General features: G+C 37.2%; 26 protein-coding genes. 4 read left to right on the top strand and 22 right to left on the bottom strand.

What is annotated here, in order from left to right; genetic code table 11:
• Positions 1–8: 8 nt before the first annotated feature.
• The 6 genes from bfmBAA to C568_RS0103330 all read right to left on the bottom strand — a co-directional run bounded on the left by bfmBAA (position 9) and on the right by C568_RS0103330 (position 7,956).
• Positions 9–1,010 carry a 3-methyl-2-oxobutanoate dehydrogenase subunit alpha gene (bfmBAA, locus tag C568_RS0103355; RefSeq protein WP_018766143.1) on the bottom strand — a complete coding sequence of 334 codons (1,002 nt, stop codon included), beginning with the start codon at positions 1,008–1,010 and terminating at the stop codon, positions 9–11.
• A 26-nt stretch (positions 1,011–1,036) separates the two neighbouring features.
• Positions 1,037–2,458, bottom strand: coding sequence for a dihydrolipoyl dehydrogenase (lpdA, locus tag C568_RS0103350; RefSeq protein ID WP_003200196.1), 1,422 nt, complete (start codon positions 2,456–2,458; stop codon positions 1,037–1,039).
• Positions 2,459–2,462: 4 nt separating this feature from the next.
• Positions 2,463–3,566, bottom strand: a complete 1,104-nt coding sequence (gene buk / locus C568_RS0103345; protein ID WP_018780791.1) for a butyrate kinase — start codon at positions 3,564–3,566, stop codon at positions 2,463–2,465.
• A gap of 87 nt (positions 3,567–3,653) precedes the next feature.
• Complete coding sequence (locus C568_RS0103340) at positions 3,654–4,754, bottom strand: leucine dehydrogenase (RefSeq protein WP_018766146.1); 1,101 nt, start codon at positions 4,752–4,754, stop codon at positions 3,654–3,656.
• A 34-nt stretch (positions 4,755–4,788) separates the two neighbouring features.
• Positions 4,789–5,688 (bottom strand): phosphate butyryltransferase, encoded by a 900-nt coding sequence (yqiS, locus tag C568_RS0103335; RefSeq protein ID WP_018780790.1) that lies wholly within the window; start codon positions 5,686–5,688, stop codon positions 4,789–4,791.
• Positions 5,689–5,883: 195 nt separating this feature from the next.
• Positions 5,884–7,956 carry a sigma-54 interaction domain-containing protein gene (locus C568_RS0103330; protein WP_018780789.1) on the bottom strand — a complete coding sequence of 691 codons (2,073 nt, stop codon included), beginning with the start codon at positions 7,954–7,956 and terminating at the stop codon, positions 5,884–5,886.
• 138 nt (positions 7,957–8,094) lie between these two features.
• On the opposite strand from C568_RS0103330, the gene C568_RS0103325 reads away from it, so the two are divergent.
• Entirely contained in the window at positions 8,095–8,328 is a 234-nt protein-coding gene (locus C568_RS0103325) for a DUF2627 domain-containing protein (RefSeq protein WP_003200204.1), read from the top strand.
• A 36-nt stretch (positions 8,329–8,364) separates the two neighbouring features.
• On the opposite strand, the gene C568_RS0103320 is transcribed toward C568_RS0103325, so the two are convergent.
• A complete protein-coding gene (locus tag C568_RS0103320; protein ID WP_006095952.1) occupies positions 8,365–9,093 on the bottom strand; it encodes a glycerophosphodiester phosphodiesterase in 729 nt (242 codons plus the stop codon).
• Between the two features lie 50 nt (positions 9,094–9,143).
• On the opposite strand from C568_RS0103320, the gene C568_RS32555 reads away from it, so the two are divergent.
• The 3 genes from C568_RS32555 (at position 9,144) to C568_RS0103305 (ending at position 11,049) form a co-directional block, all read left to right on the top strand.
• Positions 9,144–9,290 carry a YycC family protein gene (locus tag C568_RS32555; protein ID WP_003200201.1) on the top strand — a complete coding sequence of 49 codons (147 nt, stop codon included), beginning with the start codon at positions 9,144–9,146 and terminating at the stop codon, positions 9,288–9,290.
• Positions 9,291–9,658: 368 nt separating this feature from the next.
• A complete protein-coding gene (locus tag C568_RS0103310) occupies positions 9,659–10,756 on the top strand; it encodes a response regulator aspartate phosphatase (protein ID WP_018780788.1) in 1,098 nt (365 codons plus the stop codon).
• A complete protein-coding gene (locus C568_RS0103305; RefSeq protein WP_018780787.1) occupies positions 10,756–11,049 on the top strand; it encodes a hypothetical protein in 294 nt (97 codons plus the stop codon). The genes C568_RS0103310 and C568_RS0103305 overlap by 1 nt, the downstream gene beginning before the upstream one ends.
• 179 nt (positions 11,050–11,228) lie before the next feature.
• Here C568_RS0103305 and C568_RS0103300 read toward each other — a convergent pair whose 3' ends face one another.
• The 15 genes from C568_RS0103300 to accC all read right to left on the bottom strand — a co-directional run bounded on the left by C568_RS0103300 (position 11,229) and on the right by accC (position 25,661).
• Complete coding sequence (locus tag C568_RS0103300) at positions 11,229–11,423, bottom strand: hypothetical protein (RefSeq protein ID WP_018780786.1); 195 nt, start codon at positions 11,421–11,423, stop codon at positions 11,229–11,231.
• A 164-nt stretch (positions 11,424–11,587) separates the two neighbouring features.
• Entirely contained in the window at positions 11,588–12,382 is a 795-nt protein-coding gene (gene spo0A / locus C568_RS0103295) for a sporulation transcription factor Spo0A (RefSeq protein WP_003208448.1), read from the bottom strand.
• 286 nt (positions 12,383–12,668) lie between these two features.
• On the bottom strand, positions 12,669–13,970 hold the full coding sequence (gene spoIVB, locus C568_RS0103290; RefSeq protein WP_003208450.1) for a SpoIVB peptidase: 1,302 nt from the start codon (positions 13,968–13,970) through the stop codon (positions 12,669–12,671).
• A gap of 118 nt (positions 13,971–14,088) precedes the next feature.
• Complete coding sequence (gene recN / locus C568_RS0103285) at positions 14,089–15,828, bottom strand: DNA repair protein RecN (protein ID WP_018766169.1); 1,740 nt, start codon at positions 15,826–15,828, stop codon at positions 14,089–14,091.
• 272 nt (positions 15,829–16,100) lie between these two features.
• Positions 16,101–16,550: an arginine repressor ArgR gene (gene argR, locus C568_RS0103280; RefSeq protein WP_001032579.1), complete on the bottom strand. Its 450-nt coding sequence runs from the start codon at positions 16,548–16,550 to the stop codon at positions 16,101–16,103.
• A gap of 142 nt (positions 16,551–16,692) precedes the next feature.
• Positions 16,693–17,532 carry a TlyA family RNA methyltransferase gene (locus C568_RS0103275; RefSeq protein WP_006095949.1) on the bottom strand — a complete coding sequence of 280 codons (840 nt, stop codon included), beginning with the start codon at positions 17,530–17,532 and terminating at the stop codon, positions 16,693–16,695.
• A gap of 3 nt (positions 17,533–17,535) precedes the next feature.
• Positions 17,536–19,428 (bottom strand): 1-deoxy-D-xylulose-5-phosphate synthase, encoded by a 1,893-nt coding sequence (gene dxs / locus C568_RS0103270; RefSeq protein ID WP_006095948.1) that lies wholly within the window; start codon positions 19,426–19,428, stop codon positions 17,536–17,538.
• Positions 19,429–19,527: 99 nt separating this feature from the next.
• Positions 19,528–19,752, bottom strand: coding sequence for a hypothetical protein (locus C568_RS30420; protein WP_097969008.1), 225 nt, complete (start codon positions 19,750–19,752; stop codon positions 19,528–19,530).
• Between the two features lie 20 nt (positions 19,753–19,772).
• Positions 19,773–20,666: a polyprenyl synthetase family protein gene (locus C568_RS0103255; protein ID WP_006095946.1), complete on the bottom strand. Its 894-nt coding sequence runs from the start codon at positions 20,664–20,666 to the stop codon at positions 19,773–19,775.
• Positions 20,666–20,896, bottom strand: coding sequence for an exodeoxyribonuclease VII small subunit (gene xseB, locus C568_RS0103250; protein ID WP_016116257.1), 231 nt, complete (start codon positions 20,894–20,896; stop codon positions 20,666–20,668). The genes C568_RS0103255 and xseB overlap by 1 nt, the downstream gene beginning before the upstream one ends.
• Positions 20,886–22,244, bottom strand: coding sequence for an exodeoxyribonuclease VII large subunit (gene xseA / locus C568_RS0103245; protein ID WP_006095945.1), 1,359 nt, complete (start codon positions 22,242–22,244; stop codon positions 20,886–20,888). Before xseA ends, xseB begins: the two co-directional genes overlap by 11 nt.
• Positions 22,245–22,270: 26 nt before the next feature.
• Complete coding sequence (folD, locus tag C568_RS0103240) at positions 22,271–23,131, bottom strand: bifunctional methylenetetrahydrofolate dehydrogenase/methenyltetrahydrofolate cyclohydrolase FolD (protein WP_003200229.1); 861 nt, start codon at positions 23,129–23,131, stop codon at positions 22,271–22,273.
• Between the two features lie 22 nt (positions 23,132–23,153).
• On the bottom strand, positions 23,154–23,546 hold the full coding sequence (nusB, locus tag C568_RS0103235; RefSeq protein WP_018780784.1) for a N utilization substance protein NusB: 393 nt from the start codon (positions 23,544–23,546) through the stop codon (positions 23,154–23,156).
• A 346-nt stretch (positions 23,547–23,892) separates the two neighbouring features.
• On the bottom strand, positions 23,893–24,285 hold the full coding sequence (locus C568_RS0103230) for an Asp23/Gls24 family envelope stress response protein (RefSeq protein WP_003208459.1): 393 nt from the start codon (positions 24,283–24,285) through the stop codon (positions 23,893–23,895).
• Between the two features lie 23 nt (positions 24,286–24,308).
• Positions 24,309–25,661 carry an acetyl-CoA carboxylase biotin carboxylase subunit gene (accC, locus tag C568_RS0103225; protein WP_006095944.1) on the bottom strand — a complete coding sequence of 451 codons (1,353 nt, stop codon included), beginning with the start codon at positions 25,659–25,661 and terminating at the stop codon, positions 24,309–24,311.
• Position 25,662 lies beyond the last annotated feature (1 nt).

The following is a 25,662-nucleotide window of genomic DNA, read 5'->3' as shown; positions in this document are numbered from 1 at the left end:
GTTCCCCCCTATTCTGCGTATACGTGCTTCAATGCATCTTCAGGTGCTGCATACGGAGCATTTTCTGCATATTCTGTTGCTTCGTTTACGATATGCATAATTTCATCTAACATTTGTTTTTCAGATTCCTCTGTTAACACGCCAACCTCTTTTAAGTAAGCAGCAAATGTAAAGATGGAATCTTTTTTCTTCGCTTCTTCTACTTCTTCTTTATCACGATATACACGATCATCGTCATCACTAGAGTGTGCTGTTAAACGATATGATACTGTTTCAATTAAAGTTGGACCTTCGCCGCGGCGGCCACGATCCGCTGCTTCTTTTACAGCTTTATATACTGCAAGTGGGTCATTTCCGTCCACTGTGTATCCTGGCATACCGTAACCAATTGCACGATCTGATACATTTTTACATGCTAATTGCTTTTCAACAGGGATAGAAATTGCATATTTGTTATTCTCACACATGAAAATAACAGGCAATTTGTGTACGCCAGCAAAGTTAGCACCTTCGTGGAAGTCACCTTGGTTAGAAGAGCCTTCACCGAAGGTAACAAACGTTACTAAATCTTTCTTTTCCATCTTCCCTGCTAGTGCAATGCCTACTGCATGAGGCACTTGTGTTGTAACTGGTGATGAACCTGTCACAATACGGTTTTTCTTCTGACCGAAGTGACCAGGCATTTGACGGCCACCAGAGTTTGGATCTCCTGCTTTTGCAAAGCCAGACAACATAAGCTCTTTTGCTGTCATACCAAACGCTAGTACTACACCCATATCACGGTAGTATGGTAATGCATAATCTTTTTCACGATCAAGTGCAAATGCTGCGCCTACTTGTGCAGCTTCCTGTCCTTGACAAGAAATTACGAATGGAATTTTCCCTGCACGGTTTAACAGCCACATACGTTCGTCAATTTTACGTGCAAGCAACATCGTACGATACATTTCTACTACTTGCTCATCACTTAAGCCAAGCTCTTCATGGCGCTTTTCTTTTACTTCTGCCATTTTCATAACCTCCTAAATCCACATTTTTATGCGTGTAACGCTTTTCCATCTACCGCTAATGCAGCTTCACCAATTGCTTCTGATAATGATGGATGCGGATGAATTGTATGTGCAACTTCCCAAGGTGTTGCATCAAGTACTCTTGCAAGACCCGCTTCAGAAATCATATCCGTTACATGTGGGCCAATCATATGAACACCGAGAATATCATTTGTTTCTTCATCAACTACAAGTTTCACAAAACCATCTGATTCTCCATATACAAGTGCTTTTCCGATTGCACGGAATGAGAACTTACCTACTTTTAACTTATAGCCTTTTTCTTTTGCTTCCTGTTCTGTTAAACCAACAGAAGCTACTTCTGGACTACTGTATACACATTTCGATACCATAGAGTAATCGATTGGCATAACTTCTTTATCAGCAATATGTTCTACAGCAACAATACCTTCATGAGAAGCAACGTGTGCAAGTTGTAAACCGCCAATTACATCACCAATTGCATAAATATGTGATTCTTTCGTTTGATAAAACTCATTTGTTTGAATGTATCCTTTTTCCACAATGATATCTGTATTCTCTAAGCCGATATTTTGCGTATTGGCTTGTCTTCCTACAGATACAAGCATTTTTTCTGCCTTGAATTCTTTATTTTCACCATTGTGTTCGGCTTGAATTGCTACTCCATTATCTTTTACCAATGTTTCTGGTAATACTTTTGCACCTGTTACCACTTTAATTCCCTTTTTCTTCAAGAGACGTTGCATTTCTTTCGAAACATCTTGATCTTCAAGCGGTAAGACATGTTTTGCATATTCTAATACGGTAACTTCAACACCAAAATCAGCAAGCATAGATGCCCATTCAATTCCAATTACGCCACCACCAACAATGATAATTGATTCCGGAAGCGTTTCCATTTTTAGGGCATGATCCGATGACATTACGTATTCTCCATCTAGTTCTAACCCTGGTAAAGAGTTTGGACGAGAACCTGTTGCAATAAGCACATTTTTAGGAATCAACATTTCATTCTCTTCTCCACTTGCAAATTCAACCGAAATTGTTCCCGGCATTGGAGAGAAGATAGAAGGTCCAAGAATGCGGCCGATACCTTCAAACACATCAATTTTACCTTGCTTCATTAAATGCTGAACGCCTTTATGAAGCTGCGTTACAATCTTTTCTTTACGCTCTTGCACTTTAGCAAAGTTCAACTCTACATTGCTCGTTACAACGCCAAACTCTTCACTCTTTTTCGCCGTTGCATATACTTCAGCACTGCGCAGCAATGCTTTACTAGGAATACAACCTTTGTGTAAACAAGTGCCACCAAGATTATCTTTTTCAACAAGCGCTGTTTTTAGCCCTAATTGTGATGCACGAATAGCAGCAACATATCCGCCAGTACCGCCGCCAACGATGACTAAATCATATTCTTTTGCCATTATCTCAACCCCTAGCTACCGTTTCTTTTTCTCGTACAACATACTCTTTTGAAGCTTCTTCTTCACGTAATACACGAAGTGCCCCTTCTGCTAATGCTTGTAATTCATCTTCACCTGGATGCACAATCACATCAGCAATCCAATGAACACGCTCCTTGATCTCATCAACAAGAATTTTGCTATATGCGAGTCCTCCTGTTAAAACGATTGCATCTATTTTCCCATGAAGAACCGCGCTAGCTCCGCCGATTTCTTTTGCAACTTGATATGCCATCGCTTTATAAATAAGTGTTGCCTCAGGATCACCTTTCTCAACCATGTTCTCAACTTTAATTGCATCGTTTGTACCAATAAGGCTTACTAATCCGCCTTGTCCAACAATCTTTTTCATCATTTCATCGCGGTAATACTCACCTGAGAAACACATTTCTATTAACTGTCCAACCGGCACTGTTCCAGCACGTTCTGGACTAAATGGACCTTCACCATTCAAACCATTATTTACATCAATAACTTTTCCTTGCTTATGAGCACCAACCGTTATCCCGCCACCCATGTGCGCAATTAATAGGTTTAAATCTTCATATTTACGACCAAGTTCCTCTGCAACTTTACGCGCCACAGCTTTTTGGTTTAACGCATGAAAAATACTTTTTCGCTCCATGCCAGAAATACCACTAATACGAGCAATTGGATCCATTTCATCAACAACAACTGGATCGACAATAAATGCTGGAATATTTAATCCTGAAGCGATTTCATACGCCAAAATACCTCCAAGATTTGAAGCGTGATGACCGCTATATCCATTTTTCAAATCTTCTAACATTGCTTCGTTCACTGTATACGTACCACCTTCAATGGGACGAAGTAATCCCCCGCGGCCGCAAACAGCGTTTAATTTCGAAATATTAATACCGTGAGAATGTAAAACCTCTAAAATTGTTTCTTTTCGAAATTCATATTGATCAATAATTCGTTTATATTTACCGATTTTATCCACATCATGACGAATGGTTTCTTCTAAAACGGGTCTTTCATTATCAAAAACACCTATTTTTGTGGATGTACTACCCGGATTAATAACAAGGATTCGATTTAAGGACAATGTTGCTACCTCCACCTATAAATTCAAAAGGAAGTGGAAACCTCGTAAGAGGTAACCACAGCTTTTGTAGAAGTTGTATATGATAGATTAGCGACGGCTAATAATGTCATGGCCGTTGCGTAAGAACGTGCTACGAGTATTTTTCAAGCTTGCAATACGCTCTTCAGCTAGACGATCTGCTGCAACATAAGTTGGTACACCATCACGTTTTGAAATCTCAATTACTTTTGCAATTGTGTCATAAATAGACTCTACACGTTTTAATGCACGTTCTCTATTGTATCCATATAATTCATCTGCTACGTTAATTACACCGCCTGCATTAATTACATAGTCTGGTGCGTATACAATTCCCATTTCATGGATTGCGTCACCGTGACGATCTTCTTTTAATTGGTTATTTGCAGAACCTGCAATTACTTTTGCTTTAAGTTGTGGAATTGTTTCGTCATTTACTGTCGCACCTAATGCGCATGGTGCATAAATGTCACATTCTACACCGTAAATTTCATTTGGTTCAACTGCTGTTGCACCAAATTCTTCTACTGCACGTTGTACCGCTTCTTTATTAATATCTGTAACGATTAGTTGTGCACCTTCAGCGTGTAAATGTTTGCATAGGTGATATGCTACGTTACCAACACCTTGAACAGCAATTACTTTACCTTCTAGGCTGTCTGTACCAAATGCCTCTTTCGCTGCTGCTTTCATACCGCGGTAAACACCATAAGCAGTTACTGGAGATGGGTTACCAGAAGAACCGAATGAAGGTGAAATACCTGTCACAAAATCAGTTTCTTCGTGGATAATATCCATATCATCAACAGTTGTACCAACATCTTCTGCAGTAATATAACGCCCGTTTAAACCTTGGATGTAACGTCCTAATGCACGGAACATTGCTTCACTTTTATCTTTACGTGGATCGCCAATGATAACTGTTTTTGCACCACCTAGGTTTAAACCAGCTGCTGCGTTTTTATATGTCATCCCTTTTGCAAGACGCAATGCATCTTCAATCGCCGCTTCTTCAGAATCATATGTCCACATTCTTGTTCCACCAAGGGCTGGTCCAAGTGTTGTATCATGAATTGCAATGATTGCTTTTAATCCAGATTCTTTATCTTGACAAAATACTACTTGCTCATAATCATATTTTTCTAAGTATTCGAAGATTTCTAATGTCATTGTCATTTCCCCCTAATTGTTTTACCCTTTTGGTTTATTTAGAAGCAGTCGCAACTGCTAAAGCTAATGAATATACTTTTGTTTCTGCTGAATCTGCACGAGATGTTAAAACAATCGGTGCTTTTGCGCCAGCAATCATCGCTCCTACATTTGCATTTGCAAAATAGACAAGCGATTTATATAGCACGTTTCCAGCTTCAATCGTTGGGACGAGTAAAATGTCTGCCTTACCTGCTACATCACTTACTATGCCTTTGTGCTCTGCTGCAATTTGTGATACAGCATTATCTAAAGCAAGCGGTCCATCAACGATACAATCTTTAATTTGTCCACGACGATTCATTTGGGTTAACATCGCTGCATCGATTGTCGCCTGCATCGCTGGATTAATAACTTCCACCGCTGCAATTGGAGCCACTTTTGGCAATTCGATTCCTATTGCCCGGGCAACTTCAACAGTATTTTGTATAATAGCAGCTTTTTGCCCTACATCAGGTGCAATGTTCATCGCTGCATCTGTAACAAAGATAAAGCGATCGTAATTTGGAACTTCAAACGCTGCAACATGTGATAACACACTACCCTTGCGAAGTCCCCACTCTTTATTTAATACTGCTTTTAAAATACTTGCTGTTGGGATGTTCCCCTTCATAAGTACGTCTGCTTCACCATTTCTTACAGCTTTAACAGAAAGTTCCGCGGCCTCAGCACTTGATGATGCCGCAATCACTTGAACGTGTTCTGAAACTTGTAAGTCATGCTCTTGTAGCATACCCATAATTTTTTCTTGATTTCCATATAGACGAAATTGAGCTAACTGTAATTGAATTGCCTTAGCAACTGCTTCAATTACTTCATGATCTTCAGCCACTGCTACAGCCACAGTTTTTTTAGGCTGCCCTGCTGCTTGATCAATTAAGTGTTTTAACTTCATATCTTGTAATCAACCCTTTCCGTCGTCCCTCGTCTATTTAATAAGCAAATATCGTGCCAACTTTTCAAATTGGTCATACCAATTATGAAAACGCATACAAAATACAGTGAAATCAGTACTTTGGAAAATTACATAATATTCTGTCTTAAATTGTTGTTTTTTGCGCACCATGCAATAAATTGCACGGTGCGCAATTTATTGCATGCTATTTTTTGCATGGTCATACTTTTCTAACTTGTAATATAAATTTCGAACTGAGATTCCTAACACTTTCGCTGTCTTTGTTTTATTCCCACCAAACTTCTCTAAATATTCATGTATGATGTTCCCTTCAAACTCCGTAACCAAATGTTCAAGGGGCTTTTCTTCTAATTCCGGCAATAAATTATTTCCTTTTAATTCTACTTGGTCTTCCTTATGCAAAGAAGGCAAATGATGTACATCAATATACATCTCATTATAGTTCATAAAAATAATCGCCCGTCCCAAAATATTCTCAAGCTCCCTGACATTCCCCGGCCAATCATACGATCGCAAATATTCAATAGCCGATTCTGTTAACCCTTCTACATTCCGGCCATAATCTTGATTAATTTTTTGAATCAATCGTTCTGATATAGCTGGAATATCTGCCTTTCGCTGACGAAGAGACGGAATTTGAATTGGAATTTTATTTAGGCGATAATATAAATCTTCTCTGAATTCACCTTCCAAAATTGCTTTTTCTAAATTTACATGCGTCGCTGCAATCACCCGAACATTAATAGGAATTGGTTTTGTTCCTCCAACTTTTACAATTTCTTTTTCCTGCAAAACGCGCAATAATTTCGCTTGCGTATTCGCAGACAGTTCCCCAATCTCATCTAAAAAAACACTCCCATTATTTGCTTCTTCAAAGAAACCTCTTTTACCACCTCTTTTCGCACCAGAAAAAGCTCCTTCTTCGTAACCAAATAATTCACTTTCCAATAAAGTTTCCGAGATAGCAGCACAGTTTACACGAACAAACTTATTGTATTTCCGATTACTCCCGTTATGAATAGCGTGCGCAAATAACTCTTTACCAGTCCCTGACTCCCCGCGAAGTAATACGGTTGCTGGTGTGTTTGCTCCCAGCTTTGCTTGCTCTATTGCAGCCATCGTTTCATCAGACGTTCCTACAATATCCTCAAAAGAATATTTCGCTTCTAGCGTCCGAATAATTTGTCTTGCCCGGTTTAATTCATGCGTTAATTTTTGAATTTCGGATACGTCACGAATAACACCAACGCTACCTTTCAATATACCATCAACAATAACCGGTGCGACATTTACAATGACATCTCGTTTTTTCTGACCAATTTTCATATGAATCCCTCGTACCGCCCTACGCGTCCGAAGTACTTTCATATGCATACTTTCCCCCTCTACAATATCAGTCGTTGCAGGTTTTCCAATTATGTCATCCTCTGTAAGGCCTGTTAACTTTGTATAAGCAGGGTTGATGACAAGACCTCTTCCTTTCTCATCTACAACAGAAATCGCTTCCTCAGATGAATAAATAATCGCTTCCAATAAGGTTTGAATTTCTTTTAAATCTGTAACTTCTTCCGCTAAATCTACAACTTCTGTAATATCTTTAAAAATTGCAAATGCCCCTTGCACCTCTCCATCTTCTTTTAAAATAGGAATACGCGTTGTAATAATCTTCTTTTCATTTCCTAACGTCAATTCATGATTTACTTCTATTTGTTTCGTTCGTATAATACGAAGTAACTTACTAGTCGGAATTACTTCTAAAATATATTTCCCCGTCGCTTCTTTCGCTTTATAACCCGTTATACGTTCTGCACTTTTGTTAAATAATTTCACATAACCTTCTGAATCAATGACAATCATTCCATCATGAGTAGAATTTAAAATCAAATTTCCTTGCTGCGTTTGGCCTTTCAGTTTTTCAATTAAATTCTCTTTCTCATGTGCCAACTTCGTAACGATCTTCGCAACATCCCCTGGTATAAGGAGTGTATTTTCTTGCTTTTTTGCGAATAGAACCTTATGTAAATGGTAATCACCACTCATATCAAAAATTACATCCACATCCACTGTAAGAAAAGAATCTAAATTTTCTCCAACTGCAATACCTTGTTCTTGCGCAATCTGTAATCCTTTTGCATTCGGATTTATATCGATAACGCCAACGACTTTAAATATATTCGAATTTTGCAGCAAACCAAGAATCGTACTTCCACCTTCGCCCGCTCCAATAATTAATACTTTTTGTTTCACACATCCCACTTCCTCTCGAAGTATCTCTGCAAAATTTTTCACACCTTTATCTTACTCGTTCAGCAATCACTTGACAAATCCCCTTTCTATATAACATCATTTGATATATACAAAATTATCTGAAAAGGAGCGTTATCTATGCAGCGTTACCTTGCTCTTCTATTAGCACTCATCCCCATCTCATTAGCAGTGCTAGGTATAAAATTGATGAGAGATACTGTATTTGGTATTCTTTTATCTCCAATCCCTGTATTATGGTTACAATTTTTAATAGGTGTATTCTGCTTTGCAATCGGTTTTTATATCTTTGGAGGCTTTGTTGTACATCGTGATCGTAAACGAAACAAAGTACAAGCTCGTTTCAGAAGATAAAAGAACATAAAAATGAGACCCTTCTAATGAAAGGTCTCATTTTTTCGCTTGTAATAACACTCTCGCTGCTTCTGGATAATCAGTAATAATCGCCGATATGTTCATATCAAAATACTTACGCATAACCGTTTCATCATTAATTGTATAAGGCCGCACTTCAACTCCGCTCTCCATTGTTAATTCAGCTATTGCATCCTGAAGATAACGATAGTTCGGATGAATCGCAGTAGCCCCCATTTTTCGCGCATACGCCCACGGGCTATGCAAACCTTCTCGATACAAAATGGCCGTTTGAATATCCGGAGCCATCATATGACATCTTTTCATACTGTAATGATTAAAAGAAGAAAAAATAACTCGATCTTCTAGGCCAAACTTTCGTATAAGTGTTATAACTTCTTCTTCTAAACCACAATATGGAATTTTATTATTTTTAAATTCAATATTGAGCAACAAACAATTCGATTTTAGCCATTCTAGCACTTCTTCTAATAAAGGAATTTTGCAAAAACCTACCTTTTCCGAAAACTGGTGACTCGCATCCAATTTTCGCAAATCTTCATATAAGTAATTACGAACGGCACCTTTTCCATTCGTTGTACGATTGACAGTTTCATCATGAATCACAACAACTTTTTTATCCTTCGTAAATTGAACATCTAATTCTATCCCGTCTGCCTGAAACGATTCCGCAGCTTTAAATGAAATCATTGTATTTTCTGGATACGCCCCCGCCGCACCGCGGTGCGCGAATATAAGAGTCATCCTCACTCCCCCAATCTTATGCTATACTATACGAAAAAGGAGGTACTTCTATGAAACCATTACAAATTTCTCCGGATACTGCAATTCGTTTATCAAAAGCTCTAGGTGTTCCACTTGAGCAAATTATGCATATGCCGCAGCACATTTTAGTTCAAAAGTTAGTTGAGCTAGAAAAACAAAATAAAGATGAAGAATAATCCAGTCCTGTTTTGCAGGACTGTTTATTTTCTCTATTCACCATATTTCCACCCATATATATCATAAGCAGATTCTTACATAAACTTCAGGAACATATTTATCCCGCTATTCACGGGCAGTAAGACCCCCACCTCAAAATTTATTGACCTTCCTTCTTTATACAGTATTTTATAAGAAAATTATACTGTGTTGAGTTATTTTACTGTGCCAAATATTTGAATTTACTAAACAGGCGGAATGAATATGGTCAGTTATCTAATTGAACATAAAATTGTTACACAAATATCGAGAAATATGTAAACTTAATTTCTTTACATCTTATTCTTGCTATTATTTATAAGAATATTCAAAAAGTAGAGGGGATTTCATGAACGTTCAAATGAAGGGGAATGAACAGGTTACAAAGTTGCTAAATGACTGGTATCAATCTATGTTGTCACAACAAAATATACAGGCAACAAAGTTAAAACAAGAAATAGAAGATAGACTTTCCAATATCAAGGAAGATGAACATTTATCATTATATTATTCGTTACTAGATTTTAGATATAAAGTATTAACAGATGGACTTAACATCACAAAAGATAGCTTCGATAAAATTAATTCCTTCAAAATACCTAATAACAGCTTTCTTTCTTATTATTACCACTTCTTCAAAGCAGTTCACAGCACAATTCTTGCAGACTACAATGAAGCGAGAGAACATTTTGAAAAAGCAGAAAAGCTATTAATGTATGTTGTATCCAACGAATTAGAGGAAGCGGAGTTTAATTATCGTTTGGCTTCGTTCTATTATCAAGTTTACAAACCACTTTTAGCAATTGACCACATACGAATGGCAAAAGATATATTTTCTAAACATGTGGGCTACGAAATCAATGTAGCTTTATGTGATAACATTTCCGGGCTATCTTGTATAGATTTAAGACAATTTGAACAAGCCGAAGAAAGCTTTAACACTGCTATAGATAGCCTAAACAAGAAAAATGAAAAAACATTACTACTACGTGTTAGAAATAACATCGGATTAATGTATGCGAATCAAAATCTTTCATCTTTAGCAATTCGTCACTTATCAGAAGTTACGGAAAATATGCCAAACCATTTTAAAGCTTTATATTTACAAGCTGATGAAAATATAAAATTAGGTGAAACGGAAATCGCATCTCAATTAATCGAAAAAGGCTTAAATATCTGTAACGAGTTAGAAAACAAAGAGTATCAATATCACTTTAAGATTTCAGAAAAATCAAACAAGTCGTCCGATACTCTAGAATTAGAAACTGCTATATTGGCAAGATTTTCATACTTTAGGAAAGAAGAACTATGGGATTGTATTGAGGAATACACCGAACGACTAGCAAATAAATTTTATGCTGAGGAAAACCATTTAAAATCAAGCAAATATTTCTACATGAGTAATGAAGCGAGAAAAAAATTATTAGCTAGAGGGGCGTTAAAGTAATGAAAAAGATTGGATTAACAATAACAGGATTAGCATTAGCTGGAATTATGACTTTTGGTGTTAGCAACAACCCAGAATTTTCGTCATTGAACAAAGGTGACACACCTGCACCTCAAAGACCTGATTTAGCATTAAATATAGGTGATACACCTGCACCTGCCGATAATGGAGGCGATACACCCGCACCTGCTTATGACCATGGACAACCTTGGGGCTTAGCTGATGGAAACACTGGTGCAAGTATTGGAGACCACGGTGGTATTGTAGCACAAGATACTCACGCGGATTTGTAATCAAATTATCAAATAAAGAAAAGGAACGCCAAAACCCTCACACTAGGCGTTCTTTTTTATTGTAAAAATAAAAACCACGAATTAAATCGCGGCTTCTTGAAATACTTCTTGGACATCTATCATAATATCGGAAACATTAACGCCTCTACTCTCGCACATCCCTACCATTGCAGAAATAATTATTTTAAATATTTAATATACGTCCGAATATGAAGAGGTTTTACCTTATCAACATCCATAATCTTTAATTCTCTTTCTAAATATGAAGCAAATAACTTCAACGTTTGGTCATATGACCGAATTATTTTCCTACTTAGATACTTTGCATTACAATGAAGTAAAAAGTTTTCAACATTCATCTGAAAGTTGTTCATACAACAAAAAACCTCCTAGCTATTAGAATAAAAATTTCAATCCAATAAATAGAAGGTTTTTAAATTAACCGCCAATTATCTACGTACTTTATTGCTTACATACGTAATTCATCGGCTATTAAATTTTGTTATGAAATACACTTAACATCTTGATACAACAACACTTACGAAGCCTTATGTTCAAGCCTCAACTTATCTGCAACCATTGCGATGAATTCGGAATTCGTAGGTTTTGCTTTTGACATCGATACAGTATAGCCAAATAAGGACGAGATTGAATCAATATTCCCACGACTCCACGCTACTTCAATCGCATGACGGATTGCGCGTTCCACACGGCTTGCTGTCGTATTATATTTTTTCGCAATATCCGGGTATAAGACTTTCGTAATAGAACCAAGAAGCTCGATATCGTTATATACCATAGAAATTGCCTCTCGCAAATACATATATCCTTTAATATGAGCTGGTACACCAATTTCGTGAATAATGCTTGTAATACTCGCATCTAGATTCTTCGGTTTTCCATCTACTGTTGTTGCAGATCGGAAAGATGGTAGTGGACGTTTAATTGTAGTATTCGTTTTACCGCTTACTTGACGAATATGACCCGTTAAATTTTCCATATCAAATGGCTTTAAAATGAAATAAGAAGCACCTAAATCAACTGCTTTTTTCGTCACATCTTCTTGTCCAAATGCCGTTAACATAATCACATTCGGCTGTCTTAGTCGTTCAATATGACGCATTTTTTCCAGCACCGCTAAACCATCTAAATGTGGCATAATAATATCTAAAACAAGTACATCAGGTTGTTTCTCCTTCAGTAAATTCAAACACTCTTGACCATTATAAGCAATTCCGATTACTTCCATATCATCTTGAGCAGCAACATAACTTTCTAGCATTGATACTAGTTCCTTATTATCATCCACAAGACACACTTTAATTTTCTCCACAGCTTTTCCTCCCTTACCGAATCGATTCTCCCGACATGTGTAAGCTTCTAGGCTACATGAATTGTTCGACAATTGTGTGAAATTTCCCTTTTAAAGTTTCTTAATTTCCGATAAAATCACAAAAAAATATGTTTATCGTTCATTTATTTTCTTTCTTTACACATTCCATCATAGGTTTACAACGAAACGTTCACTCTTTTCTTTTATTTTACAACAAAAAACAGCTCTTGCGGAACTTTTACAAAATTTCAACGAATTTCTCAAGAAAAAAGCAAGCTGATGTTAATCAGCTTGCTTTTTTCTCTTGCTCATAAATATTAATTCCAGCTTCATGTAACATCCATTCAATATGGACACCATACCCTGAAGTTGGGTCATTCACAAATACATGTGTAACAGCACCAATCATTTTTCCATTTTGAACAATCGGACTACCACTCATCCCTTGAACAATACCACCTGTTTTAGCCAACAAACGTTTGTCTGTAACTTTTACAACCATTCCTTTTGTAGCTGGGAACTTTTGTGGTACCGTGCTTACGATTTCAATATCAAATGCCTCTACTTTATCTTGATCGATAACTGTTAATATTTTCGCTGGCCCTTCTTTCACTTGATGAGATAATGCAATCGGCATTGCTTCATCCATTATGCCATTTTTTATACCTGTATTTAATTTACCAAAAATACCAAAAGGACTATTTGTTGTAATATTACCAATCACTTCACGATCCGGTGAAAATCTTGCTAATTTTTCTCCTGGATTTCCATGACTACCGCGTTCGATAGAAGTAACTGTCGAACGAACAATCTGTCCATCTTCTACTTGAATTGGTTTTTTCGTATCATTATCAGAAATAACATGACCAAGCGCTCCATATTTCATCGAATCCGGATGAACAAAAGTCATCGTTCCAATACCAGCAGCTGAATCACGAATATATAAGCCAATCCGATAAGACGATTCACCATTATCTTTTTCTGGTGTTAGTTTCGTATGAATATACTTACCATCTCGTAATAAGACGAGGTTAAGCGGTTCACCTGTTTTTCCGCTATCATGAATAAAAGGTGCCACATCGCTCATTCTTTCAATTGTTTTTCCATTAATTTCGGTAATCATATCCCCAACTTGTACACCAGCCACTTCTCCAGGCGATACTTTCCCTCTCTCTGTTTGAATTAAATGATGTCCAACAACAAGTACACCTTTTGTATTCAATTTCACTCCAATTGATTGCCCGCCTGGAATCACTTTAAAATCTTTTAATACTTTCACATTTACCTTTTTTACTGGAAATCCAGCAAGTTGAAAAACCATATCCGCTTCACCATTTTGATGCGAATTTACTACAAGTCCAGATTTCTGTTCTTTATTTGAACTCACTGTAAAAACATGATGATTTGTCGATGAAGCCTGGAAAACTGGAAATGATGCTATTTCGGATTGTTGACCCTCAAAAATAACGAGTTGCTTCGGGGATGAAATAAACGTACGAAGCGGTTTAAAACATCCAATAAAAATTAATGAAACAAGGAGGCAAAGACCTATTATTTTTCGGAATTGCTCTAATTTCAATTCATTCACTCTCCTCGCTCCTACCCCACATTCAGCCTAACGACTTCATCTTTTAATTTCTCCTTGCAACGCTTTGTTTATAACCGGAAGAATCAAGAAATCGTCATTTGAGCAAAAAAGCTATCCATTATTGGATAGCCTCTGCTGTCTGTTTAAAACGATGTGCTTGCGTAAGTAACTCTTTCGCATGTTCCGTCGTTAAATCGGTAATTTCCACGCCAGAAATCATTCGAGCAATCTCCGTTACCTTATCCTCTGTACTTAATACAGTAACTGATGTAATCGTCCGATCATTCGCAACTTGTTTACGGATAAATAAATGTGAATCCGCCATTGATGCTACTTGAGGTAAGTGCGTAATACAAAGTACTTGTGAGTTTACAGATACACGATAAATTTTTTCCGCAATCGCTTGTGCCACTCGGCCACTCACTCCCGTATCTACTTCATCAAAAATGACCGATGCAACACCTTGATGCTTAGAAAAGATACTTTTCAGAGCTAAAATAATACGAGATAACTCTCCACCAGAAGCTACTTTTGAAAGTTGTTTTAATGGTTCACCTGGATTTGTTGAAATATAAAATTCCACATGATCGTATCCATCTGCCGTAAGTTTCACTGGTGTCCCTTCTAGAAATGGATCATCATGGCTTCCTTCTCTTTTCTTAATCCTCACTTCAAATTTCGTTTTTTCCATATACAATTCTTTTAATTCTTGGTGGATTGCGTTCGTAAGACGATCTGCAAGTTGATGACGCATATTGCTCAATATTGTTGCTTCCTTCAAAATTACACTTTCTAATTCTTTTAATTTCTTTTTCGTCGTTTCAATATGTACATCTTTATTTTCGATTGTAAAAATTTCTTGCTCTATTTTATCAGCATACGCTAAAATCTCTTCTACAGTATTTCCATACTTTCTCTTTAGCATACGAATTTCATTTAAACGCGTTTCAATTTCATCTAAACGATTCGGGTCATATTCCATTATATCTAATCTTTCACGGAGCTGATAGGCAACCTCTTCTAATAAGTAGTAGCTATTTGCAATCGAATCATGGTTCTCTTGATACGCCTCATCTAGGTGTGTAATACTCTCCATTTGTCCCATCGCATTTCGCACATGATCAAGTCCACTACCATCTTCGCTTAACGAACGGTATGCATCACCAAGCGCTTTATAAATCTTTTCGAAATTAGAGATTTTTAATCTCTCTTCCGTCAATTCATTTTCTTCATCGACTTTCAAATCCGCTTTACGAATTTCTTCGTGCTGGAATTGAATTAAATCTAAGCGATGTGCCATCTGCTGTTCATTCTCTGTTAAGGATTTCAGTTGTTTTTTTAACTGCTCATACTCACCGTATACGCCCTGATATATTTCTAATTGGTTCACGATACGATCCCCATCAAAATGATCGAGCATAAACAAATGGCGTTCCTCATTCATCAAATCTTGCGTTTCATGTTGTCCATGAATATCAACAAGTGTTTTCCCAATTTCTTTTAATATACTCAATGTAACAAGTTTACCATTTACACGACATACACTTTTTCCATTCGCAGCGATGTCACGTTTTAAAATGATCATCCCATCTTCAATTTCAATGTCCAGCTCTTCAGCTTTCGTAATACATGGATGTTTATCATCCTCTATATAAAATAAACCTTCAATTTCAGCTTTTTCTGTTCCATATCTAACAAATTCTGCTGAACCGCGGCCACCAACAAGTAAGCTGATTGCATCAATAATAATTGATTTTCCGGCACCTGTTTCACCACTTAAAACTGTTAAACCTTTTTGAAAAGAAATATTTAATGACTCAATAATAGCAAAGTTTCTAATCGATAATTCCGATAACAATGCCCCATTCACCTCGTTATAAACTAATCCCCTAAAAAGGGCTTTCGCTAAGCGCTTTTCACTCTGCGTTTATCATATATATTGTATGTATAAATTACTCTTCTAGCCCGCTCCATTGTACCAAACATTCGTTTTACGGGTCAATCCATCGATTTCCTAACTTCATTCTAGAAAAACACCATATTTCACTTCACATTCATCTATTTTTCCTAGAATAAAAAATATCTTGTTTACTTTCTGCTTTTAGCAAAAGAGTAAACAAGATTCTTTTGTTACAACATATTTAAGAAACGATCTGATACAACACCTGTATCCTCAGGCGTACGGCAAATAATTAAGCAAGTATCATCACCACAAATGGTTCCAATAATCTCATCCCATTCTAAATGATCAATAAGTGCTCCAAGCGCGTGCGCGTTACCAGGTAATGTTTTTAACACAAGCATATGTCCTGCTGTGTCTAACTTTACAAACGAATCGACTAGATTACGTTTTAATTTTTGCAACGGGTTAAATCGTTGATCTGCTGGTAAGCTATATTTATAGCGACCATCATGCAATGGCACTTTTACTAAGTGCAACTCTTTAATGTCACGCGATACAGTTGCTTGCGTTACATTAAAGCCTTCATTACGTAAAATATCAACTAGTTCATCTTGCGTTTCAATTTCTTTATTCGCGATAATTTCTCTGATTTTAATATGGCGCTGACCCTTATTCATACATTTGCACCTCACACTATCTCTTACCATAGTTTAAACATTGGTATACTTCACTTATTTATGTTAACTTATAATCGTTTACTTGTACATAATTGTTTTTACAATCATTATACAATTCCAACAAAAAGAGGAACAACAACCGTTATTCCTCTTTCCCTTTTTGTTTTAAGACCTCATGAGCTTCTGTTACAACTTGCTCTACAGAAACCAGAGAATGCTTTTCGCCAATCTCACGTTCACCATGCCACTTTAAATGAACTAAAAACTCAATATTTCCGTCCCCACCTGTAATTGGAGAAAATGTTAAGTTTTCAACATCATACCCTTCTTTTATTGCGAAATCAACAATCATTTCTACGACAGCTTCATGAACTTTACGATCACGAACGATGCCCTTCTTCCCGACCTGCTCTCTTCCAGCTTCAAATTGTGGTTTAATTAAAGCCGCAACATCACCATTTGGAGTCAATATCGTTTTTAAGACTGGAAGAATTAATTTTAACGATATAAACGAAACATCAATGCTAGCAAACTGCGGCAAGCCACGCTCTAAATCAGTCGGTGTTACATAACGAAAATTCGTCCGTTCCATAACAACAACGCGCTCATCTTGACGAAGCTTCCAAGCAAGTTGATTGTACCCTACATCTAAAGCGTAAGATAACTTCGCACCATTTTGCAGCGCACAATCTGTAAAGCCACCAGTTGATGAACCAATATCTAACATAATTTTATCTTGTAAATCAAGATGAAAAGTCTCTAATGCCTTCTCTAACTTATAACCGCCACGGCTCACATATGGCATAACTTGTCCTTTTACCGTAATCGGTGTATCTTGTGGAATTTTTTCCCCTGGTTTATCGAGTCTCATTTCATTTGCATATACAAGACCCGCCATAACAGCGCGTTTTGCCTTTTCACGCGTTTCTATAAGTCCGCGTTCTACTAATAGTACATCTACTCTTTCTTTTTTTACACTCATTTGTTACGCCCTTTTTTGTTTTGATGGAATCATTGTATGAATGCGGTCCACAACAGCATCTGTCGTCAAACCAATTTCTTCTAACAACTTTGTAACACTACCGTGTTCAATGAAATGATCTGGAATTCCCATTCGTTCGATTAAAGCACTATGATACCCATGCTCAGTAGCAAATTCTACTACACCTGTACCAAATCCACCGATTAAACAAGCTTCTTCAATTGTTAAAATCGGCATATTCTTACCTAGGAGTTCATGTAAATATGATTCATCCATCGGCTTAATAAAACGAGCATTCACGACTTTCACTGAAACTCCAGCTTTTTCGAGACGCTCCGCCGCTTCCAGCGCCATCGGAATCGTTGTACCAAATGTCAAGATTGCTGCTTGCGTACCTTCTTTTAAGGTTTCCCATGTACCAATTGGAATAGCTTTGAGTTCTTCATCCATTTTAACTCCAAGTCCATTTCCGCGCGCATAACGCAGAGCAATTGGACCATCTTCATATTGCATTGCCGTATATACTAAATGCTGCCCTTCATTTTCATCTTTCGGCATCATGAGCACCATATTTGGCAAGTGGCGTAAAAACGCGATATCAAATACACCTTGATGCGTTTCACCATCTGCTCCAACCAATCCAGCACGGTCAATTCCAATGAAGACATTTAAATTTTGACGGCATATATCATGAACAACTTGGTCATATGCACGTTGTAAGAATGTTGAATAAATCGCTAAGAACGGCTTCATTCCCTGCGTTGCCATCCCAGCGGCCATCGTTGTGGCATGTTGCTCAGCAATTCCCACATCAATCATACGATCTGGAAATTCTTGATGAAACTTTTCAAGCTTAGAACCAACTGGCATTGCTGGTGTAATCGCAACGATACGCTCATCAGTTCTTGCAAGCTTACGAACTGTCTCACTTACAACCGCACTCCACGCCGGTGCAACTTCTTTTGGCTTTACAAAATCACCAGATTCGATTTTATATGGTCCTGTTCCATGCCAAGTTCCAATCACATCGCTCTCTGCTGGTTTATAGCCTTTTCCTTTTTTCGTAATCACATGAACAAGTACCGGGCCTTTTGTTTTCTTTGCATATTGAAGCGTTTCAAATAAGTTTTCATAACTATGCCCATCAACAGGACCTAAATATGTAAACCCTAACTCTTCAAAGAAGACACCTGATACAAGTAAATATTTTAAACTATCTTTTACTTTTTCTGCGGTTGCTGCAACTTTCCCACCAACTGCTGGAATTTTCTTGAGTAAATACTCTAGTTCATCCTTCACCCATTGATATTTTCCAGCCGTACGCAGGCGACCAAGAACGTTATGAAGAGCTCCAACATTCGGAGCAATTGACATTTCATTATCATTTAAGATAACAATCATATCTGTTTTTTCATGCCCGATATGGTTTAATGCTTCTAAAGCCATTCCACCAGTCAAAGCACCATCCCCAATAATTGGTATAATACACTCTTTCGTTTTCTTTAAATCACGTGCTAAAGCCATTCCCATTGCAGCAGATAATGAAGTCGAACTATGACCTGTTTCCCATACATCATGCTCACTCTCGCAACGTTTTGGGAAACCACATAGACCTTTATATTGTCTTAATGTGCCAAACTCTTTTGCACGCCCTGTTAAAATCTTATGCACATAGGATTGATGTCCTACATCCCATAAAAATTTATCTTTTGGACTGTCAAATAATTTATGCAGAGCAATTGTGAGTTCTACTACACCTAAGTTAGGAGCAATATGTCCACCTGTTTGAGAGAGCTCTTCAATTAAAAACTTCCGAATATCCTCACTCAATGCCTCTAGTTCGCTGATAGACATATCTTTCAAAAAACTAGGGTTTTGAATTTGCGTTAGATCCACATGGATCACTCACTTTCGTTTCATAATCTGTCAATATGGCAAATATTACAAAAAAATATTTGCACAACACAAGAAATTCTTCAATATCATTCCTATTTTCTATCCTGCTTGAACAGACAATTCGTCATCTTTCTCTACATTCTTAGAAAACGAAGTATCCCTTTCAAGTAAGAAGCCTACATGAATCATAGCTCCTCTATCCGATGAAAAAAGAGCCGCTAACACAAAGTGATAACGGCAACGTAATCTAGATATATTTTTGCCAATAACAAGAAAAGAAAAACCTTTTTCTACATTTATACCACAAAATAATAAATGACTCAACAAATGAAAACGTTCTTACATTAGTTATTACGCTTTGCGATCAAATCACAAATAGATAATAAATACTCATCTTGTAATTGTAAAGATGCTATCGCATCTTTCGCTTTAACAATTGTTTCTTCTAAGATACATTTTGCCTCATCTATAGTAAATAACGTCGTATATGTACTTTTTTCATTGGAAGCATCACTACCAATCGGTTTTCCAATTTCTTCTTCCGTACCTTCTACATCTAAAATATCATCTCGAATCTGGAAAGCCAGACCAATATATTTTGCAAATGCAAGTAGTTTCTTCTCTTGTTCTGGTGTTGCTCCTGCAAGTACCGCTCCTGCAAGCACGGCATATTCTAATAACCGCCCTGTTTTATGCTTATGAATATATTCTAATTCACTAAGCTCAAGCCGCTTTCCTTCCGCTTCCATATCCGCTACCTGTCCAGCAACCATTCCTTCTGGTCCAGCTGCTTTTGCAAGTTCAAGCGCAAGTCTTAGCTTTGTTTCTGTAGAAATGTCTTGATGATGATACGCTGTCACTACTTGGAAAGCATGTGTTAACAAGCCATCTCCCGCTAAAACGGCCATCGCTTCACCAAACACTTTATGGTTTGTTGGTTTTCCCCGTCTTAAATCATCGTCATCCATACATGGTAAATCATCATGAATTAACGAATAGGTATGAATCATTTCAAGAGCACAAGCTGCTCCTATACCCAGTTCTCTTTCCTTTTCAAACGCTTGCAACGTTGCAAATAAAAGTAACGGACGGAGACGCTTTCCGCCTGCTTCCAATGAGTATGTCATCGCTTCGCGAAGTACATTTGGACATTGTAATTGATTTGCATAGCGTACAAGCTGCTCCTCGACGAAAGTTTTACTCTCTTTCACAAAAGCATCAAAAGCTACATATGCCACTATGCTTCATCTCCTACAGCAGTAAATGGTTTAAGTTCTCCATCTTCTCCAAGGATAACTGCCATTTGTTCTTGTACATCTTTCAATTTCTCATCACATAGCTTAGACAACTCCATACCTTCTTTAAAATATGAAATCGCCTCTTCTAAAGGAACATCGCCTTGTTCGAGCTTAGAAACAAGATGTTCAAGCTGAGAAATTGCTTCTTCAAAGCTTAATTTATTTTCCATTGTTCAATTCACGCTCCTCTATGCCCGATACGCTACAATCTAACACTCCATCTTGTAATTGTACTGAAACAACATCACCAAGGCCGACATCTTTCACACTTTTTAACACTTGCTTTTTTTCACTATATACGAGCCCATATCCTCTCATCATTACTTTAAGTGGACTTAGTGCCTCTAATTTTTGAGCCGCCCTCATAAACGCAAACTCTTTCGTTTGCAGTAATGTTTGCATTTCACGTTGCAATTGCTTTTGCAACGTTTCTACCCTTGTTTTTGTTTGTACAATCTTTTGAGAGGGATGATGCTTCTCCAAATAAAATGAGAGCTGTTTTAACTGATTTACCTTTTTCTCTACATAGCGTTCTTTCACCAAAATAAGCTGTTCAAGAGTACGATCTAACTGTTCTTCTTTTTGCTCATACACTTGCTTTGGATAACGAAACGCATACGATTTTTGAAGTGTTTGCAGTTGTTCTTGCTTTTTATGTAACATCTCTCGCATTGCCCTTTGCAGGCGAAGGGTTCGTTGTAACACTTTCTCTTGTAATTCAATTATATTTGGTGCTGCAAGTTCTGCTGCTGCCGTTGGAGTTGGTGCACGTAAATCTGCTACAAAATCAGCAATTGTAAAGTCTGTTTCATGTCCAACTGCCGAGATGATTGGAATTTCACTTGCAAAAATCGCACGTGCAACCATTTCTTCATTAAAGGCCCATAGTTCTTCAATGGAACCGCCCCCACGACCGACAATTAAAGCATCTATATCCTTCATCTCATTCGCTGTTTGAATCGCTTGTACAATTGAGGGAGCCGCAGACTCCCCTTGTACAAGTACCGGAAATACAATCACATTCCCAATTGGATAACGACGTTTAATCGTCGTTATAATATCCCGAATCGCAGCTCCTGTTGGAGATGTAATGACACCAATTGTTTTCGCATAGGCAGGGATTGGCTGTTTATAAACTTGAGAAAACAGCCCTTCTTCCTCTAATCGAACCTTTAATTGCTCATAAGCTAAATGAAGATTACCAATTCCATCAGGCTGCATATCATGAACATAAATTTGGTATGAACCACTTGCTTCATAGACAGAGATTTTTCCTTTTACAAGTACTTTCATTCCATCTTCTGGTCTGAATTTTATATTGCGATTATGACCCGCAAACATAACCGCTGCTATTCTTGCATTTTCATCCTTTAATGTAAAATACATATGGCCACGGCTATGACATTTAAAGTTTGAAATTTCTCCTTTTAACCAAACAGACTGCAAATGCGGGTCATACTCTATTTTTGTTTTTATATAGCGTGTTAATGCTGTAACGGTTAAATATTGCTTTTCCATCTTTCTCTCCTCATAGCCGATTCAAATTATTTACAAACAACTCCTGCGCGTTTTGCAGATTCTACTGTATTATGAAGGAGCATTGTAATTGTCATTGGGCCGACACCTTTTGGTACTGGTGTAATGTAACCCGCAATATCAAGTACATTTTCAAAGTCAACATCACCGCACAGCTTACCTGTCTCTAAACGGTTGACACCAACATCAATTACAACTGCACCTTCTTTTATATAGTCAGCTGTTACCATTTTTGGTCTTCCAACAGCTACAATTAAAATATCAGCTAACTTTGATAATTCTTTTATATTTTTCGTTTTGGAATGGCAATATGTTACAGTCGCATTTTCATTTAAAAACAGCTGTCCCACTGGTTTTCCAACGATATTACTTCTTCCGATTACAACAACGTGTTTTCCTGAAATATCAAGATTTGTTTCTTTTACTAATTCTACAATGCCATGTGGTGTACATGGAAGAAATGTATCTTGACCTGTCATCATACGGCCAACGCTGATTGGATGGAACCCATCTACATCCTTTTCAGGTGAAATTCTTTCAATGATAGCTTTCTCTTCAATATGTTTCGGTAAAGGCAATTGTACTAATATACCATTAATACGGTCATCTTCATTTAAGCGATCAATTTCAGCTAACAAACGTTCTTCTGTAATTGTATCTGGAAACTCAATTAACTCTGAATAAATTCCAACTTGTTCACAGCCCTTTTCTTTTCCTTTTACATAAGAACGAGATGCTGGGTCTTCTCCAACTAAAATAACGGCTAATCCTGGTACAATCCCTTGCTCTTTCAACTTCACAACTTCTTCTTTCAATTGTGCTCGTTTTTTCTCCGCAACTTCATTTCCTTTGATGATTACTGCTACCATTTAAGATTCCCCCTTAAAGAAATTACAGTGTGTCTTTTATATTAGATAAAACGCCGTTTATAAAACGACGAGATTCCTCATCCCCAAATGTTTTTGCAATTTCAATTGCTTCGTTAATTGTTACATTGTGTGGAATTTCTTCCATGTACTTCATTTCATACACAGCTAGACGTAAAATACTGCGATCTACAATACTAATACGTTCTAATTTCCACTTCTTTAAATTTTGACGAATTGCTTCATCAATTGCTTCTTTATGTTCTACACAACCAACAACAAGTGATTCTAAAAACTCATTTGTTTCTTCGCCTTCTTCTAGCGTATTTTCCACCGCTACTTTCGGCTCTAATTCTCCAGTAATATCCATTTGGTATAATGCTTGCATGGCTCTTTCTCTAGCCGTCCTACGTTTCATTGTAACTCTCCTTTATACTTCAAGTCTTTCCTTATGTTTTGTTATATTATTATAATTTATAAGCCGTCAATTTACTTACTCTTACAGTTTTCATTGATTTTCCAACCTTATAATACAATGATAATAACACAATTTATCGTTTCATACACGAGTTACAAGGCTGAAAAATAATAAAAAGATTAACTTCAAGTTCCATACCTTATCACAATGTACGTTTTTTGAAAAAACGTATCATTCCCTTTTTATATTTTGTATTTTTTAAAATAGTATAATAATTTAAAGGTTTCGTGCATGAAGAGATGAAACGAGAAAAAAGGTGCCTATTTGACAAGGCACCTTCTCATTCTTATACTGGCTCGATTTCTGTTTTTTGCGTTTCGAATGTTACGCCAACGATGTGAATATTTACTTCTTTCGGCTCAAGACCCGTCATTGTAAAGAGTGCTTGGCGAATATTATCTTGAATTTTTTGTGCAACAACTGGTATTGCTACACCAAAATACATGACAACATAAACGTCAACGATAATATCGTCGTTTACTAATTCAACCTTCACGCCTTTACCGTGATTTTTCTTTCCTAACTTCTCAACAACATCTGTAGCAAAGTTGCCGCGCATTGCCGCTACGCCATCTACTTCAGCAGTTGCGATACCTGCAATTACCTCAATTACTTCTGGTGCAATTTCTACTTTTCCAAGGGTTGTATCTTGACCCATATCTAACATATGTTCAGCCATGAAAAAAACCTCCTTTAAATGTATCACTGCGTCACAAGTTCATGCTCTTCCAAAAATTTAGTATTAAATTCCCCTTTTATAAAATCAGGATGATCTAGCAATTGTAAATGGAACGGGATTGTCGTATGTACGCCTTCAATGACAAATTCACTAAGTGCTCGCTTCATTTTTGCAATTGCTTCTTCACGTGTTTTTCCGTGAACAATTAATTTCGCAATCATCGAATCATAAAAAGGTGGAATTGAATAACCAGGATAAACAGCTGAATCGACGCGAATACCAAATCCTCCTGGTGGTAAGTACATTTCCACTTTCCCTGGAGATGGCATAAAGTTTTTGGCAGGGTTTTCCGCATTAATTCGACATTCGATTGCCCAACCTTTAAATTGTACTTCTTCTTGCTGTAGCGATAGCTTTTCTCCTGAAGCAACACGAATTTGCTCTTTAATTAAGTCCATCCCTGTTACCATCTCTGTAACCGGGTGTTCTACTTGAATTCGCGTGTTCATTTCCATAAAGTAAAAGCTTTTCGTTTTATATTCATAAATAAACTCAACCGTACCAGCACCTGTATAATCAACCGCTACCGCTGCTTTTACTGCCGCTTCACCCATTTTCTCACGAATATTTGCATCAAGAGCAGGAGAAGGACTTTCTTCTAATAGTTTTTGCAAACGGCGCTGAATTGTACAATCACGCTCTCCTAAATGAATCGCATTGCCATGTGCATCTGCCATTATCTGAATCTCAACATGGCGGAAATCTTCAACGTACTTTTCTAAGTATACACCAGGGTTTCCAAAAGCGGTACTAGCTTCTTGCTGTGTAATTTGAATTCCCTTTATAAGCTCCTCTTCATGACGTGCAACACGAATACCTTTTCCGCCGCCACCTGCAGTTGCTTTAATAATAACGGGATATCCAATTTGATTTGCAAGTTCCATTGCTTCTTCTGTGTTTTTTATAATCCCTTGTGAACCTGGTACAATCGGAACCCCTGCTTCTTTCATTGTATCACGCGCAACGTCTTTTGTACCCATTTTTGAAATTGCTTCTGGGCTAGGTCCGATAAAAATCAAGTTACATTCACGACATAGTTCTGCAAAATCAGCATTTTCGGCTAAAAATCCATAACCAGGGTGAATTGCATCACAACCTGTTAATTTTGCAACGCTTATAATATTCGTCAAATTTAAATAGCTTTCTTTCGACATTGTTGGCCCAACGCAATACGCTTCATCTGCGATTTGCACATGAAGTGATTCTTTATCCGCTTCTGAATAAATAGCTACTGTTTCAATATTCATCTCTTTGCAAGCACGAATAATTCGCACAGCAATTTCCCCACGATTGGCTATCAATACTTTTTTTATCATC

Origin of the sequence: Bacillus sp. 95MFCvi2.1, from assembly GCF_000374965.1 — a bacterium.
In the GTDB taxonomy this organism is placed as follows: Bacteria; Bacillota; Bacilli; order Bacillales; family Bacillaceae_G; genus Bacillus_A; species Bacillus_A pseudomycoides.
This window is presented reverse-complemented; position numbering and strand designations above follow the sequence as displayed.

Bases quoted from the DNA above. Each gene is read 5' to 3' on its own strand.
- C568_RS0103300 (WP_018780786.1), bottom strand. From the start codon at position 11,423: ATGAACAACTTTCAGATGAATGTTGAAAACTTTTTACTTCATTGTAAT.
- C568_RS0103310 (WP_018780788.1), top strand. From the start codon at position 9,659: ATGAACGTTCAAATGAAGGGGAATGAACAGGTTACAAAGTTGCTAAAT.
- lpdA (WP_003200196.1), bottom strand. From the start codon at position 2,458: ATGGCAAAAGAATATGATTTAGTCATCGTTGGCGGCGGTACTGGCGGA.
- C568_RS0103320 (WP_006095952.1), bottom strand. From the start codon at position 9,093: ATGACTCTTATATTCGCGCACCGCGGTGCGGCGGGGGCGTATCCAGAA.
- xseA (WP_006095945.1), bottom strand. From the start codon at position 22,244: ATGGAAAAGCAATATTTAACCGTTACAGCATTAACACGCTATATAAAA.
- folD (WP_003200229.1), bottom strand. From the start codon at position 23,131: ATGGTAGCAGTAATCATCAAAGGAAATGAAGTTGCGGAGAAAAAACGA.
- bfmBAA (WP_018766143.1), bottom strand. From the start codon at position 1,010: ATGGCAGAAGTAAAAGAAAAGCGCCATGAAGAGCTTGGCTTAAGTGAT.
- C568_RS0103230 (WP_003208459.1), bottom strand. From the start codon at position 24,285: ATGGCTGAACATATGTTAGATATGGGTCAAGATACAACCCTTGGAAAA.
- accC (WP_006095944.1), bottom strand. From the start codon at position 25,661: ATGATAAAAAAAGTATTGATAGCCAATCGTGGGGAAATTGCTGTGCGA.
- C568_RS32555 (WP_003200201.1), top strand. From the start codon at position 9,144: ATGAAACCATTACAAATTTCTCCGGATACTGCAATTCGTTTATCAAAA.
- C568_RS0103305 (WP_018780787.1), top strand. From the start codon at position 10,756: ATGAAAAAGATTGGATTAACAATAACAGGATTAGCATTAGCTGGAATT.
- yqiS (WP_018780790.1), bottom strand. From the start codon at position 5,688: ATGAAGTTAAAACACTTAATTGATCAAGCAGCAGGGCAGCCTAAAAAA.
- C568_RS0103275 (WP_006095949.1), bottom strand. From the start codon at position 17,532: ATGAGTGTAAAAAAAGAAAGAGTAGATGTACTATTAGTAGAACGCGGA.
- argR (WP_001032579.1), bottom strand. From the start codon at position 16,550: ATGAATAAGGGTCAGCGCCATATTAAAATCAGAGAAATTATCGCGAAT.
- xseB (WP_016116257.1), bottom strand. From the start codon at position 20,896: ATGGAAAATAAATTAAGCTTTGAAGAAGCAATTTCTCAGCTTGAACAT.
- C568_RS0103325 (WP_003200204.1), top strand. From the start codon at position 8,095: ATGCAGCGTTACCTTGCTCTTCTATTAGCACTCATCCCCATCTCATTA.
- C568_RS0103340 (WP_018766146.1), bottom strand. From the start codon at position 4,754: ATGACATTAGAAATCTTCGAATACTTAGAAAAATATGATTATGAGCAA.
- nusB (WP_018780784.1), bottom strand. From the start codon at position 23,546: ATGAAACGTAGGACGGCTAGAGAAAGAGCCATGCAAGCATTATACCAA.